Origin of the sequence: Microcoleus sp. EPA2 (assembly GCA_020882975.1) — a bacterium.
In the GTDB taxonomy this organism is placed as follows: Bacteria; Cyanobacteriota; Cyanobacteriia; order Cyanobacteriales; family Microcoleaceae; genus Microcoleus.
Map to the genome: position 1 here is coordinate 562,674 of JAHRFD010000001.1, position 16,159 is coordinate 578,832.

The window sequence follows — 16,159 nt, forward strand, 5'->3', positions numbered from 1 at the left end:
TTGAACAAAATGGTACATCGTAGATTTGTCTATAAGTGTACCACCTTGTCTATTTAATAGCTAGCTAGGTACTAGCTCACAAGATATCTAAATAAGTGTCTAAAATTGTCGAACAAATTAGCACAGACTGTGATAAACTAGAAAAGTTGTTTAAATTCGCACATCCGGGTTTTCGGGTGTTTCTGTTGCGCAAACCTTCAGAAATACGACCGGGTGGAGGATTAACCCGAATTAGGAGTTAAAAACCATGCCAGTAGTCAGTTTGGCTCAAATGCTAGAGTCAGGAGTTCACTTCGGACACCAAACCCGTCGGTGGAACCCGAAAATGTCTCCCTACATTTTTACAGAGCGCAACGGGGTTCACATCATCGACCTCGTGCAAACCGCTCAGCTCATGGAAGATGCCTATGAGTACATGAGAGTAGCCTCCGAAAAAGGCAAAAAGTTTCTATTCGTAGGTACGAAGCGCCAAGCTGCCGGGATTGTAGCACAAGAAGCCCAACGCTGTGGTGCTTATTATGTCAACCAGCGCTGGCTGGGTGGAATGCTCACCAACTGGACGACAATTAAATCCCGCGTAGAACGCCTCAAGGATTTGGAGCGCCGCGAGGAAACAGGTGCTCTGGATTTGTTACCCAAAAAAGAAGCTTCGGTGTTGCGCCGTGAAATGGTCAAACTCCAGAAATATCTGGGCGGAATTAAGTCTATGCGGAAGATTCCCGACGGAGTGGTTCTGGTAGACCAACGCCGGGAGTATAATGCGGTGTTGGAATGCCAAAAATTGGGAATTCCCATCGTATCTTTACTGGATACTAACTGTGACCCCGATTTGGTGGACATTGCGATTCCGGCTAACGACGATGCTATTCGATCGATTAAGCTGATTGTTGGCAAGTTGGCTGATGCCATCTATGAAGGTCGTCACGGTCAACTCGAAGGTAACGACATGGATGAAGACTACGACTACGAAGGCGCTTACGAAGGCGCAGAATATGAGGGTGAAATCGAAGAATTGGATGACCCCAATTACGTAGATCCAGATGATGAAACCGACGACGGCGAAGCAGACGAGTCCTAGGGTTCCTTAGTAGAGTGCTGGCCACAGCCAAAAGTTAGCGCCATAATTAATTATGGCGCTACAAATGCAAATTCTCCGTGAGCGAACTGTGTATTTGGTCAAAAAGTCTAATCATTAAAAGAGAATCATTAACATTAAAATTAGTGACTAAGGACTAAGGACTAAGGACTAAGGACTAAGGACTAAGGACTAAGAACTAAGGACTAAGGACTAAGGACTAAGGACTAAGGACTAAGGACTAAGGACTAAGAACTAATGACTAATGACTAAGGACTAATGACTAAGGACTAATAATTTATTTTGATTGGGAAATTAAAGAAGATGGCGGAAATATCGGCAAAACTTGTTAAAGAACTGCGCGACAAAACCAGCGCTGGCATGATGGACTGCAAAAAAGCCCTCGTTGAAAATGAAGGCGACCTAGAAAAAGCAGTTGAATGGCTGCGGAAAAAAGGTCTAGCTTCTGCTGGCAAAAAAGGTGGACGAGTTGCCTCAGAAGGTATCGTCGGTAGCTATATTCACACAGGCGGCCGCGTCGGCGTGTTGGTCGAAGTAAACTGCGAAACCGATTTTGTTGCCCGCCGCGAAGATTTCCAAACTTTGGTGCGGAATATTGCCATGCAAATTGCAGCTTGTCCCAACGTGGAATACGTGAAAGTTGAAGACATCCCACCGGAAATTGTCGAAAGAGAAAAGGCAATTGAAATGGGCAAGGATGACTTGGGCAACAAGCCGGAAAATATCAAGGAAAAGATTGTTCAAGGGCGAATTGAAAAGCGTTTGAAAGAGTTGTCTTTGATGGATCAGCCTTTTATTCGCGACCAAAACATCTCGGTGGAAGAGTTGGTGAAACAAACGATCGCCCTGATAGGAGAAAATATCCAAGTTCGCCGATTCGTGCGCTTTGTGTTGGGTGAAGGTATTGAAAAGGTAGAAGCTAATTTTGCCGATGAAGTCGCTGCCCAAATGGGTATTCAGTAATTAACCATTAAAATTGAGAATTAAAAGCAAAAAATGCGATCGCCATGCTTACATTTTTAGTTTTTAACTCTCAATTTTTTTAAATTTGAGCGGGGAGATATGGTGGGATCTAGAGAGCGAATAGAGCAAGATTTAGCAGCACTAGAAGAAACTTTAACAGCCTTTAATTTAGAGTTTCGCAGTACCTACGAAGATTATCTAACTGCTTTGGGAGAAGCAGTGCGAAAGCAGTTGATTTTGGCTTGCTATCACCTTTGCACTCAAGTAACCCCTGATGCGTTTCTCAAGTTGTCATTCAAAGAACGGCAGAAAATGCAGCATTCGGTAAGGCTGTTGGCTGCAATATCTCAAGAAAAATTGCGATCGCTAGCCACTAAAAAAGATCCAAGCGCCGACATAGAAGAAGATGAAGACCTAGAAGAATATGATGAACTAGCCGAATATGAAAACAGAGAAGAAGATGATAACATAGATGACGATCGGGATATAGAAGAACAAGAAGATTCCATCATTAATTATCAATATCCCGCCCGAAACCAAGAGTTACCTGCCAATTCACCCGAAACTTTGGCGCACTGGCAACGGACTATTGAAAAGGCAATATTTAACATTATCAAACAGCTTTCTCGTGACATAAATCGCTTATTGCAACAATCGGGAATATTATCCAATCAATTGCCAGAAGAGGTTTTAGAAGCTGCTTATCAAGCAGAATCCTCCGGGGAAAGCGTCGCCGGACCTCCTCATTTATTAAACATCATCATTGAAACAGGTAGTTCCTCAGAATCAAAAAGCTTGAGAGAAACCAGAGGTACTACCACGATCCAAATTACAGCGATTAAACTGCGATTGTCGGAAATAGAGTTTGCCGATGTAGCAACCTCAACTTACCGTCAGCAAATTCGCAACTTATCTGTGCGGTTAAATACTCTGGGACGCGATTACCAGAAAAAGCGACGCGAATTAGCGGTGGTGGAGGCTGAGTCGGCTTGGCGATCGAGTTGGTTGGAAGATTAGTTATTTGTCAGTTCTCTGGAATGATTGAGCTATGATTAGTAACTAATGACTGGAGAATTGGGAATTGGGGAATGGGGAATGGGGAATGGGGAATTGGGAATTGGAATTAACACCAATAACCAATAACCAATAACAAATAACCAATAACAAATAACCAATAACAAATAACCAATAACCAATAACCAATAACCAATAACCAATAACCAATGACTAATGACTGATGACTGATGACTAATAACCAACCAGAATGGCAGCGATGGCAGAAAGCTCTTGCAGTAGAAGCCGATCGCGGATTTAACGATTTACAAGGCAGTCAATACCGTTTCAGCGAGTTTCTAAGCGTCAGCTTGAGACAACTAGCTGGTGTCGTGACTGCCAATTTGCGCGATCGCACCCGCCAACTAGCAGCCGAATTTGACATCTATCCACAGAAGGATATCGAAGCACGTCAGCATTTGCTCGCCATCACCAGCAGTTTTCTGACACAAACCCAGCGAGTTTGGGAACAACAAAGCAGCCAACAAGCGGAACCAGAAAGACAGGAAACACAGGAAACACAGGAAACACAAGAAACACAAGAAACACAAAATCCACCAATTTCCCCTCGCACCGCACCTCTGAGTTCAACATCAACAGCAGTGAGTTTGACTCTGACACAAGAATTGACCCGCGTTACCGGAATTGGACCCGGAAACGGCAACCGCTTGGCTAAATTGGGTTTATACACTGTATACGACTTGCTTTACTACTATCCCCGCAACCATATTGACTATGCCAAGCAAGTACAAATTAGGGAATTAGTAGCTGGAGAAACAGTCACTTTGATTGCCCAAGTCAAGCGTTGTAATTGCTTTTCTAGTCCCAAAAATAAGAAGTTAACCATATTAGAATTAATTTTAAAAGACCGCAGCGGCGAAATTAAACTCAGTCGCTTTTTTGCAGGCCCACGCTACAGCAATCGCGGCTGGCAAGAACACAAAAAGCGCGAGTATTGTACCGGTGCAGTGCTAGCAGCTTCGGGATTAGTCAAGCAGGGAAAATATGGAATTACTTTAGAAAATCCTGAATTAGAAGTATTAGATGACTCAGGAAGTGCGATCGAATCGATGAAAGTTGGCCGATTGATTCCCGTTTATCCCCTGACAGATGGAGTGGATGCAGGTGTCGTCAGGCGAGGGATTTTGGCTGTAATGTCGGCGACGAAACAGTTATCAGAATCCTTGCCGGCCGACTTGCGCGATCGCTATGGTTTAATGGGTTTAGCCGATGCTGTCACCAATATTCACTTTCCCCTCGATCGCGATTGTTTAGCCGCCGCCCGTCGCCGCTTAGTATTTGACGAATTTTTCTATCTGCAACTAGGACTTTTAAACCGTCGTCAAACCCAAAGAAAAGCTCAAGCTAGCGCCATCATCCTTCCTAGTGGCCAGTTAATCGAACATTTTTACCAAATATTGCCCTTCGCGTTAACGAATGCTCAACAAAGAGTAATTAACGACATTCTCAACGATTTAGCCTCGCCTTCACCGATGAACCGATTAGTCCAAGGCGATGTGGGGGCTGGCAAAACCGTAGTAGCCGTCGTAGCAATGTTAGCCGCCATTCAATCCGGCTATCAAGCAGCTTTAATGGCACCGACGGAAGTTTTAGCAGAACAGCATTACCGCAAATTAGTAGGCTGGTTCAACTTGATGCACTTGTCTGTGGAATTGTTAACTGGTTCCACAAAAATCGCCAAGCGACGAGAAATTCACAGTCAGTTAGAAACCGGACAATTGCCTGTTTTAGTAGGAACTCACGCCCTCATTCAAGATACTGTAAATTTTCATAAATTAGGCTTGGTAGTCATTGACGAACAGCACCGATTTGGTGTACAGCAGCGGGCGAAGTTGCAACAAAAAGGGGAATCTCCCCACGTTTTGACCATGACTGCAACTCCCATTCCTCGGACATTGGCTTTGACACTACACGGCGATTTAGATGTCAGTCAAATTGATGAATTGCCACCGGGAAGACAGGCGATTCAAACTACTGTTTTGTCTTCAAAGGAACGCAGTCAAGCTTACGATCTGATTCGGCGAGAAGTGGCGAGCGGACGTCAAGTTTACGTGGTGTTACCCTTGGTAGAGGAGTCGGAAAAGCTGGATGTGCGATCGGCTATTGAAGAAAAAGAAAAACTTGAAACAAGTATTTTTCCTGAGTTTAAGGTTGGTTTGCTCCACGGTAGAATGAGTAGTGCTGACAAAGATGCAGCAATTACTAAATTTAGAGACAAAGAAACGGATATTTTAGTCTCTACTACGGTGGTAGAAGTTGGTGTCGATGTCCCGAATGCAACAGTAATGTTAATCGAAAACTCCGAGCGTTTTGGACTGTCACAATTGCACCAGTTGCGGGGTAGAGTTGGTCGGGGTAGCAACCGTTCTTACTGCTTGCTAATGCCAGGTTCTAAAACCACTGATGCCATACAGAGAATGAAAGTTTTAGAACAGTCCCAAGACGGCTTTTTTATTGCTGAAATGGACATGAGATTGCGCGGGCCAGGTCAAGTTTTGGGAACTCGTCAATCAGGCTTACCAGATTTTGCCTTGGCTAGTTTGGTCGAGGATCAAGAAGTTTTGGAGTTGGCGCGACAAGCTGCTCAGATGGTAATTGAAGATGATGAAAGTCTGAATAATTGGCCAGTGGTACGGGATGAATTAGAACGTAGATATCAGCGCATGATGAGTGGGTCGATTTTGACTTAGCTAGAAATAATAAATATTTTTTTGATGCAAATAAAAATCGAAATTATTCATCTCTATTTCTTTTCTTCCTTGGTGTCCTTCGCGTCTTCGCGGTTCAATAATTCCATATTCTTTAAGTGGGAAGGGAGTAGCTTTTTAATCCAAAATCCCAAATCCCAAATTTAAAATTTAGTAATAGTTCCTAACACCGATACGCTAAAGCAAAGCGATCGATTCCGGCTAAATCAGCAAATATCTGAACATCGCAATAACTCCCCTGACTTTCGAGTATTTCAACTACCACCTCAGCTTGTCCCGCCATCATTTCAACCAACCAGACTCCCCCGGATTCTAAATAATCGGGAGCTGTTGCTGCTAAATGCCGGATGCAATCTAATCCATCTAAACCGCCGTCTAAGGCTAGATGAGGTTCGTGTTTGGTGACTTCCGGTTGCAGAGTTAACACAGTGCTGCTGGGTATGTAAGGCGGGTTAGATATCATGCCGCTAACTTGCCCTTTCAGGAATTCTAGCGGTTCCCACCACGCACCTCGATCGAATTTAATGCGATCGCCAAAACCTAAATTCTCCGCATTCTGTTGAGCAACTGCCAAAGCTGCGGCAGAAAAATCTACTGCATAAATTGTGGAATTTGTCAATACCGAAGCTAGTCCGATCGCGATCGCCCCACTACCAGTTCCCAAATCCACCCAATTAGATTTAGAAAATTCTCCCCCCCGACTGTAGGGGCGGTGCCCCCGTGCCCGCCCTGGGTGGGTGGGGGTAGATTTTGGATTAGTATTTTCTGCTTCTAAACGGCTTTGAATAGCTTCCACAGCCAAATCAATCAGCAATTCTGTCTCAGGACGAGGAATCAGCACCGCCGGCGTTACCTTGAGGTCAAAATCTCGCCAATGTGTAATTCCAGTTAAATACTGGACTGGCACTCGTTCCTGCAAGCGTCGCTCCCACAATTGGGCAAGTTCAGCTAAGGATAAATTTAATTCAACTTTTGGTAAATCTTTAAACGACTCCAAACGCAGAGCCAATTTATCCAAACTGGTCAACTCTTGCAGGAGCCATTCAAGTTCGGTTAAGGAAACATCAGAATCGATCGCCTCTACCTTAGCTCGATTTATCCACTGCCAAAGCTCTAAACCAGAAACAAACATGGGAATGGGGAATGGGGAATTGGGAATTGGGAATTAGGAATTGACAACAGTCAACAGTCAACAGTCAACAGTCAACAGTCAACTGCCAACTGCCAACTGTCAACTGACTAATTATTAGCGAGTGGGTCGGGGTTGGCTGGGAATGGGAGCTTGAGGTGCCGGTCTGGTTTGGTTGGAGGCCGGGGGTTGATTTTGGTTCCCCGCGCCGGCAGGTTGGAGCGATCGCACAAATTCCAGTGACTCCCGTGAAGGAATCAAAATCAGTTGCGTTAAAAATTTGTCGTTCTCAGTACGCAAAGCTTCCAAAACGCTTTCCAAATTAACTACCTCAATCTTAATTGCCGTCGTCACGCTCGGCTGCTGCTGTTTAAAACGATCGACCATTCCTTGCAATTCTTCCTTGTTAAAAAACAAAGGAATCACCTCTTCCTGGCCGCGCTGAATGGTCAAATAACCATTTTCCGGGCCACCTCTAGCCAAAAACAGAGGCACACCATTGAACTCGTTGACTTGTTGCCCAGTTTGCTGAAGTACAGTTTTAGCTAACTGGACTTGTTGGGGAGTTGGAACGTAGGCAAACATTACTTCATCCGGCTTACCTTTATTTGCCTGAGTGATTTGATAAATTTCTCCCAGGGACACGGGCGTTACGCGCACCGATGCCGCCAACTGAGGATTTCTGGTTTTCAGTTGATCGACAAAAGCTTGAGCGTCCTTCTGGCTGATAAAAATTCCCGCCACAGAAGCATTACCAGTTTGACCCTGACCTTGCTTCGGTACAGAAGCGATCAGAGGTGCACCCTGAGCATCTGTAATGGTAAATACAGGAACCGATCGCAACTTTTCCAAAATTTGCGGTTCCGGCAGGGCCAGTGCAGACATATTACCTAGGGGTGACGGGCCAAGCAGAGTGCTGCCGACAATCCCCAAAATTGCACCTAAACGAACTAATGATTTCATTGTTTTTCCATCAGGAGCGAGTCATCCTGAGATACACTAACGCAAAGACTTGCCCATTGACACGATCGACAGTGCGTGCGTAGATGTTTATTTTTCTTACTCACAATGCAAATTTTATCACATTACGAAGAACACTCTTGACTGAGGTTCTACTAGCAGCTTCTCGATCGGGACTTTAGTCTCGCTTGTTTGCCACACACCGTATTGTTTTTATGATTGGTAGTGGGCGGGGAGAGAATCGAACTCTCATACCTTGCGGTGTCAGATTTTGAGTCTGATGCGTCTACCAATTTCGCCACCCGCCCTTTTTCTTAGTTTCACCATCATAACACACCGATCGACTTTGTGCAAGCAAAGATTCATAATTTTTTGAACTTGCCCAGCGATCGATTTCCCTGGCCCGCAATACTGGCACTGGATGGGACAACTGAGAAGTCTGAGCTTGCTTGAGCATTTGCCCTAACTCCGTGCTGCTGAGGTCATCGTAGGCCCGCGCTTGGGCCAAAAACGCATCAACACTCAGTTTAGGAGCCAAAGTCGGAGAACCTCCAGCCAGCTTCATCAACACCGATGCTACCACTTTGGAGTCCTGAGTTGCCAACAAAGCCGCGCGATCGCAAGTAAATTCAGCACATCGCAGCCACTCCAACATTTGCGCCTGCAAACCCTGCACTAGCACGGTTCCCAAAGGGGAAATTTGACCAGCCGCTAACACAATTAAATTAGCCAGAGTCAAATAAACTCCATGTTCGCACTTCAAATGCCCCAACTCGTGACCAATTACCGCCTTAACTTCCTCATCTGTGAGCAAATCAATCAAAGAAGTGTGCATCACCACAAAAGGCTGTTTTCCCCGCATAGCAAAGGTGTAAGCATTGGGCATGGGATGCTGGCGGACATAAAGTTGAGGCACTTCCAAATCCAGAGTTTTGCAGGCATCCAATAACAAATGATGTAGGTGGGGCAATTGATTTTCGCCCACTTGGACGCTGGAAGCCAAATGTTCCAGCATGAAAAACTGTTCGCCAATTTGACCTAACAACTGTCGCACCATCAAATCCAAGCCCGGCAGTTGTTTGAGAGTATTAGTAGCTTCCAAATCGAGGGGGTGACGAAACTGGTCTGCTTTCAAACCGATGAGCGGTATATTTGGCATTTTAGTCAGTTGGGAATTGGGCATTGGGAATCGGGAATTGGGAATTGGGAATTGGTCATTGGTCATTGGTCATTGGTCATTGGGAATTGGTCATTGGGAATTGGTTATTAAAGTTTGTAGTAAGGACTTTCTACAAACTAATGACCCTTCGACTACGAGGAAGGGCACCGCTACTAACTAATGACTAATGACTAATGACTAATGACTAATGACTACTGACTAATGACCAATGACTAATGACTACTTTAAACCCGATCGCACTGGTTCGACAGGAGCCTCAGCATTAGCGACTTCTGTACCCTCTTGAACCCGCTCCAATTTCGCTCCCAATTTTTGCAATTTCACCTCTAACTGCTCGTAACCCCGGTCCAAATGCTGCAAACTGCTGATGGTGGTAACACCATCCGCAGCCAGTCCCGCCAACACCAAAGCCGCCGAAGCCCGCAAATCTGTGGCTGTGACGGGGGCACCGGACAGCATTGGCACTCCGCGCACCACGGCCACATTGCCTTTGACGCGAATATCCGCACCCATACGGTTAAGTTCGGCTACGTGACGCAAGCGGTTCTCAAACACAGTTTCCTTAATGATGCTGTCGCCCTCACTCATAGTTAGCAAGGCCATAAACTGAGCCTGCATATCTGTGGGGAAACCGGGGTAAGGCAAAGTTTCGATGTCTGTGGCTTTATGAATCTGACCGGGAACTATCCGCAACACGTCGGGAGATTCTGTAATCAATTTTGCTCCCATTGCCTGCAACTTGGCAATGACTGCGGTGATGTGGTCGGGAATGACTGGGGATAAACTGATTTCGGAGTGAGTAATCGCTCCAGCTACTAAAAATGTGCCAACTTCGATGCGATCGGGAATAATTGAATAGTCTACGGAGTGAAGTTTGGGAACCCCCGAAATGACGATGGTATTAGTCCCAGCACCCTGAATTTGAGCTCCCATAGCGCGACAGAAATTTGCCAAATCTGCCACTTCCGGTTCTTGAGCCGCATTTTCAATAATGGTTTCTCCTTCGGCCAAGGTAGCAGCCATCATCAAAGTTTCCGTCGCTCCGACGCTGGGATAATCTAAATAAATTTTAGCTCCCTTTAAACGGCGGTTTGGCCCTTTGACATAGGCGTGAACAGTGCCGTGGTCGATGTGGACTTCAGCGCCGAGGGCTTGCAGGCCACGAACGTGGAGTTCCACTGGCCGGGCACCGATGGCACACCCACCCGGTAACGGGACTTTCGCAAATCCCAAACGTGCCAGCAGCGGGCCGATGATGAAAAAGCTCGCCCGCAGTTGGCTGACTAACTCGTAGGGAGCTTGAGCGTCTATGACTTGGCTGGCATTGATATCTAAGATATCCCCATTAGTCTCGATTTTGACCCCTACAGCGGAGAGAATTTGGGTCATCCTGGCAACATCGACTAGGGAGGGAACGTTGCGCAGACGGCAATCTTCCGGGCAGAGGATGGCACCAGCCATGACTACTAAGGCGGAGTTTTTGGCCCCACTGATTTTGACGTGTCCTTTGAGGGGCTGGCGACCCCAAATTTTCAATACTGGTTGGTCGCTTTCGGGTGAAGCTGACATATTGGATGAGTTCTGAGCTGGTTTAATGATTTTGCCCTCCATATGTGATTTGTTACTTCATACATTATTAATTTTGGTTTCGATTTTACCTGAAAGATTTCATATGTCTAGGGGGTATGAAAATAATTTCGGACTTCTTAGTTCTCAAACGCTTTCTGGCCTAGCCTTTCAGGAAAAATTGCACCAACAACCCCGATCGGCTTTAGTTTAATTAACTGCATCAAAATTTACAATTTTTGCCTGGGCTGGCCTGTGGTGGGGGCATTCTCCACCAGTTGTTGGTCAACAGGCATCCTGGGTTCTTGACAAAGGTGTAAGATATCTGTTCGATCGCGACTGCGAAAGTTGAAACTTTGTTCATCATCGGCGGTGCTTGTGTTACCTTGGAACAATTACTTAGAGCCAAAGCTAGTCCTAGCATATGGTTCACATTAAACGGATCGAACTAACTAACTTTAAATCTTTTGGCGGCACGACGGCCATTCCCGTGCTGCCTGGTTTTACCGTGGTTTCGGGTCCCAACGGTTCTGGGAAATCGAATATCCTCGATGCTTTGCTGTTTTGTCTGGGACTTTCGAGTTCTAAAGGGATGCGGGCTGAACGTTTGCCGGATTTGGTAAACAATGCCCAAAATAAACGCGGTACGATGGAAGCTAGTGTTACGGCAACCTTCGCCCTCGAAGGTGTGGGAGATGAATGGTTTGGTGATGAGGAAGATGAGGAATATTCAGATGCAGCAGATGATTTCTCTGAAGTGCCCGCAGTACCAGCAGAAGTAGTAGAAATCCCCCAAGTCGAAAGTCCCGAAACTCCACAACAAAATCTTGACAAATCGAAAATCTCAAATCGTAAATCTCAACTCGAAAATCTCAAATCCTCGGAATGGAGTGTCACGCGGAAACTGCGAGTAACTCGCCAAGGAACTTACACTTCTACTTATTATATCAATGGGCAACCTTGTACCCTAACTCAACTTCACGAACAACTCAACCGATTGCGAATTTATCCCGAAGGTTATAACGTCGTATTGCAAGGGGACGTTACTAGCATTATTTCAATGAATTCCAAAGAACGACGAGAAATAATTGACGAGTTGGCTGGTGTCGCTCAATTCGATCGCAAAATCTCCTTAGCTAGGCAGAAATTGGATGAAGTTAAGGATGTGGAAGAACGCAGCCGGATTGTGGAAAAAGAGTTGATTTCCCAGCGAGATAGACTGGCTAGCGATCGCACAAAAGCGGAAAAATATCAAAAATTGCGGGCGGAACTTCAAGAAAAATCCCAGTGGGAAATAGTCCTTAAATTCCGTCAGTTGCAAAAGCAAGAATGGAAACTGCGGGAACAAATCGAAGCTGGCGATCGCCATGGTACCGCTCTCACCGAACAACTGCAAACCATTAACACTGAAATTCACACAGTAACCACAGAACTAGATGCACTAAATGCCCGCGTCAAAGCCTTGGGAGAGTCGGAATTGTTGGCGCTACAATCGACCATGGCGACCCAAGAAGCCGAACGACGGCAAATGCAAAACCGCAAGCAAGAATTGGAAACTAATGCGGGACAATTGGCAGCAAACATAGCACAAATTGAGCAAGAAATTAGGCAATTCCGGCAAAGTTTGGAGCAAATTGAGATTGAAATATCTTATGTTAAGTCAGAGCAAGCAACTTTGGTCCAACAGCGGGATGAAGCAGAGCAAATTTTAGAGCAGCATCGGGAAGTTGCCAATGCGATCGCCTCGACAGCGGAAGCTTGGGTGCAACAGCAAACGGAATTGCACCGCCAAATAGAAACTGTGCAACAAAGTTTGGAACCCGCTCGCGCCGAACAAGCAGCCATTGGAGAAAGAGTCGATCGCCTAGAAAGTCAAATTCAAGAACAAAACCAATCCCTGCAAGTATTAGCGCAGGAAATAGCCGGGAAAAAAATTCAACAATCCCGGCTGATGGAAACTCAAGGAATTGCAGCTTTGCAAGTAGAATCCCTCACTCAAATTGTGGCGGGAAATGAACAAGAATTGCAATTACAACAAGAAACTCAAACTCGTTTGTTAGTAGAACAACGGGAAAGACAGCGGAAATTAGATAAACTGGAAATGCAGTTTCAAGCACTCCAAGAAGCCACGGGAACTTTTACCGCCAAAGTGATAGTACAAAGTGGTATAGTCGGAATTTGTGGGCTGGTAGCTCAACTGGGAAGGGTGGAACCACGCTATCAATTAGCATTGGAAATTGCGGCGGGTGGTCGGATGGGAAATATGGTGGTGGAAGATGACCGCATAGCTGCCGGGGCGATTGAATTGTTGAAACAAAAACGGGCTGGTAGGATGACGTTTTTGCCGTTGAATAAAATTAGGGGTGGCAGATTTTCGGTGAATGAAAATTTGCGTAGGGCGGCGGGTTTTGTGGATACGGCGGTGAATTTGATTGACTGTGATGGGCGGTACAATGAGATTTTTGCCTATGTTTTTGGCAGTACGGTGGTGTTTAGCAATCTCAGTGATGCTCGCCGCTATTTGGGACAGTACCGGATTGTGACTTTGGATGGGGAGATTTTGGAGACGAGTGGGGCGATGACAGGGGGGAGTTCTACCAATAGATCTACCTTGCATTTTGGTACGGTTGATGCGTCGGAGGCGCAAGTTGAAGCAAGGACGATCGCCTATGAGCAAGAACGCCTTCAGGAAATTGAACGGATTTTAGAACGGTGTAAAATAGCGATCGATCGCGCGTCTGTGGCTGTCAAAACCAGCAGTCAGGAGTTGATGGAAGCTAAACAAAATTTGCGCGAACATCAGTTGCGGCTGGAACAATTAGCGACAGAAATTATCAAGCTAGAAGCCCAACAGGAACAAGGGCGATCGCAAATTACTAAAAATACTCAAGAATTAACTAATTCCCAGTCTAGATTGCAATGGCTGATAGGAGAATTGCCCGGAAAGGAAACAGAATTGCAGCACTATCGCCAAACTTTAGCCCAGTTGGAAGAGTCCAACAGTCATAGCGAATGGCAACAAATGCAATCTAGTCTTCGTAGCCTAGAAGCCCAACTGCAAGAGCGAGAATTGGCTCTCAGAAAGGTCCAGCAGCGGCTTTTAGACCTGGAAACTCAATTCGGGCGTTGGGAGGAGAAAATTAAAGCAGGCTCCGAGAAATTGCAGGAATGGCAAATCCAGCAACATACTTGCGCCGATGCCCTAAACCTGATAGTTTCTCAGGAGTTGGCGATCGACCAACAAATTGCCGCAGCTAAGGCTGAGGTGGCAGAAATTGAGGAAAAATTGGGCGTGCAGAAGGGAGAACGCGATCGGGCAGAATCTCAAGTCAGAGAAAAACATTTAGCCAAACAGCAGTTACAATGGCAGTTACAAAAACTGAATGAAAGCCAGCAAGAAAGACGGGAACAATTGACCGCAGTTCGGGATTTATTGGCATCGGCGCGGGCGGAAATGCCCGATCCAGTCCCGTCGATTCCCGAAAATGTGGAGCAGGGAAATTTGATGGAATTGCAGCAGGAAGTAAAGGCGATCGCCAAACGGATTCAAGCTCTAGAACCAGTGAATATGCTAGCATTATCTGAGTACAATCGCACTCAAGAACGGCTGCAAGAATTGAGTCAAAAATTGACAACCTTGGAAGGTGAACGGACAGAACTGCTGTTGAGAATCGAAAACTTTACCACCCTACGGCGACGTGCTTTTAAAGAAGCTTTTGATGCTGTCAATGAAAACTTCCAGACTATCTTTGCGGAACTTTCCGAAGGTGACGGTTATCTACAGCTAGACGATCTAGAAGACCCCTTCAGTAGCGGTTTGAATCTAGTCGCTCACCCAAAAGGTAAGCCCGTACAACGTCTGGCTTCCATGTCTGGAGGTGAAAAATCCTTGACGGCGCTGAGTTTTATTTTTGCGCTGCAACGCTACCGCCCGTCTACGTTCTACGCTTTTGATGAAGTGGATATGTTTCTGGATGGGGCAAATGTGGAGCGATTAGCTAGAATGATAAAACGACAGTCTGAACAAGCCCAGTTTATTGTTGTGAGTTTGCGGCGACCTATGATTCAATCGGCTCAGCGTACAATTGGTGTTACTCAAGCACGGGGAGCTTATACTCAAGTGTTGGGGCTGAAGTTATAATCCCCGATTTAAGTCGTTAAAGAGATGAAAATTTTAGACCACAGTTCCAGCTCTCAGGTTAATCTGTGGAGTAAATCTCAAGTCTCCTATCGACTGACCATGTTGAGTGATATATGTACTTCATTAATAAATTAGGATCAAAATTAGAATGACATCCGAACAAATCTGCCAACGCTCCGATATTCTCGGCACTCAAGTCATCACCCGCGACAGAGGTAAACGCCTGGGTGTAGTTAGTCAACTGTGGGTGGACATCGACCGGCGGGAAGTTGTGGCGATCGGTCTACGAGATAATATATTTGCAGTCGCTGGAATGCCTAAGTATATGTTCCTCACCAGTGTCAGCGAAATCGGCGACGTGCTGTTGGTGGAAGATGAGAGCGCGATCGAAGATGATATTGATGTTGAAGTCTACAGTATTTTGATTAACAGCGAAGTCATCACCGAAACCGGCGAACTTTTGGGGAGAGTGCGAGGTTTTCGGTTCGACCCAGAAGACGGTAAGTTAGTTTCCATCGTGATTGCTTCTCTGGGAATCCCCCAAATCCCCGAACAAGTGCTCAGCACCTATGACTTGGGAATTGAAGAAATTGTCAGCAGTGGCCCCAATCGCTTGATTGTGTTTGAAGGTTCCGAGGAAAGACTCCGACAGCTTAGTGTGGGGCTGTTGGAGCGCGTCGGCTTAGGACAAGCACCCTGGGAACGAGAAGAGGACGAACAAGGCTATTATCCCAAGCCCGTGGGAACGCCAAATCAATTGGGGCCTGGAGTGCCCCTAGCAGCCCCGTCCATGGTCCGGAAGACAGCAGCCCCTGTGGTGGAGGAGGTTCCTTGGGATGAGGATTCGCAGTGGAATCGGCCTGCTGTGCGACAGCCCCTGCGTCAGGTGGAACCACCTCCGGTGGATGATTACGATGATTATGAAGAGGATAATTGGGGCGGCGAGGAAGACGATTATGAGGAAGAGTACGAAGAGAAAAAGTACGATCGTCCTGAAAGTTATGGCACCAAAAAACAGCCTGTGGTGGAATACGAGTATGAGGATGATGTGGAAGCCGATGCTTGGGCTGATGATGAAGCGCCGAAGCCTTACAAGGCTCCTCGCGTAAATATCCCTGAGAAGACTAAGACTCCTGAATACGAAGAGGAAGCTGGTTATTAAAAGTTCTCTGAATCCATCGCCATAATTCCCGTAGATACTGTCTTGGCGACAGTATCTACCTAATCACATAAAATCCTCTCTTCATAGTCCCGTATTAAACACTCTCTTCTCTTCCTTCGCGCCCTTAGCGGTTAAATCATTCCCATACAACCGGAATTGATATCAATCATCTTAGAGCAG

The 16,159-nt window shown here is 46.0% G+C and carries 10 protein-coding genes and 1 tRNA gene; 6 read left to right on the forward strand and 5 right to left on the reverse strand.

What is annotated here, in order from left to right; genetic code table 11:
- Positions 1–247: 247 nt before the first annotated feature.
- From rpsB to recG, 4 genes are all read left to right on the forward strand, one after another.
- Complete coding sequence (gene rpsB / locus AAFP14_RS02390; protein WP_341730722.1) at positions 248–1,078, forward strand: 30S ribosomal protein S2; 831 nt, start codon at positions 248–250, stop codon at positions 1,076–1,078.
- 321 nt (positions 1,079–1,399) lie between these two features.
- Positions 1,400–2,059, forward strand: coding sequence for a translation elongation factor Ts (tsf, locus tag AAFP14_RS02395; RefSeq protein ID WP_341730723.1), 660 nt, complete (start codon positions 1,400–1,402; stop codon positions 2,057–2,059).
- A gap of 99 nt (positions 2,060–2,158) precedes the next feature.
- Complete coding sequence (locus AAFP14_RS02400) at positions 2,159–3,076, forward strand: hypothetical protein (RefSeq protein ID WP_341730724.1); 918 nt, start codon at positions 2,159–2,161, stop codon at positions 3,074–3,076.
- 227 nt (positions 3,077–3,303) lie between these two features.
- Positions 3,304–5,823: an ATP-dependent DNA helicase RecG gene (gene recG, locus AAFP14_RS02405; protein WP_341730725.1), complete on the forward strand. Its 2,520-nt coding sequence runs from the start codon at positions 3,304–3,306 to the stop codon at positions 5,821–5,823.
- 181 nt (positions 5,824–6,004) lie between these two features.
- On the opposite strand, the gene prmC is transcribed toward recG, so the two are convergent.
- The 5 genes from prmC to murA form a co-directional block, all read right to left on the reverse strand.
- Positions 6,005–6,973 carry a peptide chain release factor N(5)-glutamine methyltransferase gene (prmC, locus tag AAFP14_RS02410; RefSeq protein ID WP_341730726.1) on the reverse strand — a complete coding sequence of 323 codons (969 nt, stop codon included), beginning with the start codon at positions 6,971–6,973 and terminating at the stop codon, positions 6,005–6,007.
- Between the two features lie 114 nt (positions 6,974–7,087).
- Entirely contained in the window at positions 7,088–7,933 is an 846-nt protein-coding gene (locus AAFP14_RS02415; RefSeq protein ID WP_341730727.1) for a Tic22 family protein, read from the reverse strand.
- Positions 7,934–8,156: 223 nt separating this feature from the next.
- Positions 8,157–8,238 (reverse strand) — tRNA-Leu (locus AAFP14_RS02420).
- On the reverse strand, positions 8,217–9,089 hold the full coding sequence (locus AAFP14_RS02425) for a M48 family metallopeptidase (protein ID WP_341730728.1): 873 nt from the start codon (positions 9,087–9,089) through the stop codon (positions 8,217–8,219). The genes AAFP14_RS02420 and AAFP14_RS02425 overlap by 22 nt, the downstream gene beginning before the upstream one ends.
- A 240-nt stretch (positions 9,090–9,329) precedes the next feature.
- Entirely contained in the window at positions 9,330–10,679 is a 1,350-nt protein-coding gene (murA, locus tag AAFP14_RS02430; protein WP_472851017.1) for a UDP-N-acetylglucosamine 1-carboxyvinyltransferase, read from the reverse strand.
- Between the two features lie 421 nt (positions 10,680–11,100).
- On the opposite strand from murA, the gene smc reads away from it, so the two are divergent.
- Both smc and AAFP14_RS02440 read left to right on the forward strand, forming a co-directional pair.
- Positions 11,101–14,817, forward strand: coding sequence for a chromosome segregation protein SMC (gene smc, locus AAFP14_RS02435; protein ID WP_341730730.1), 3,717 nt, complete (start codon positions 11,101–11,103; stop codon positions 14,815–14,817).
- A gap of 148 nt (positions 14,818–14,965) precedes the next feature.
- Positions 14,966–15,979: a PRC-barrel domain-containing protein gene (locus AAFP14_RS02440; RefSeq protein ID WP_341730731.1), complete on the forward strand. Its 1,014-nt coding sequence runs from the start codon at positions 14,966–14,968 to the stop codon at positions 15,977–15,979.
- Positions 15,980–16,159: the final 180 nt, after the last annotated feature.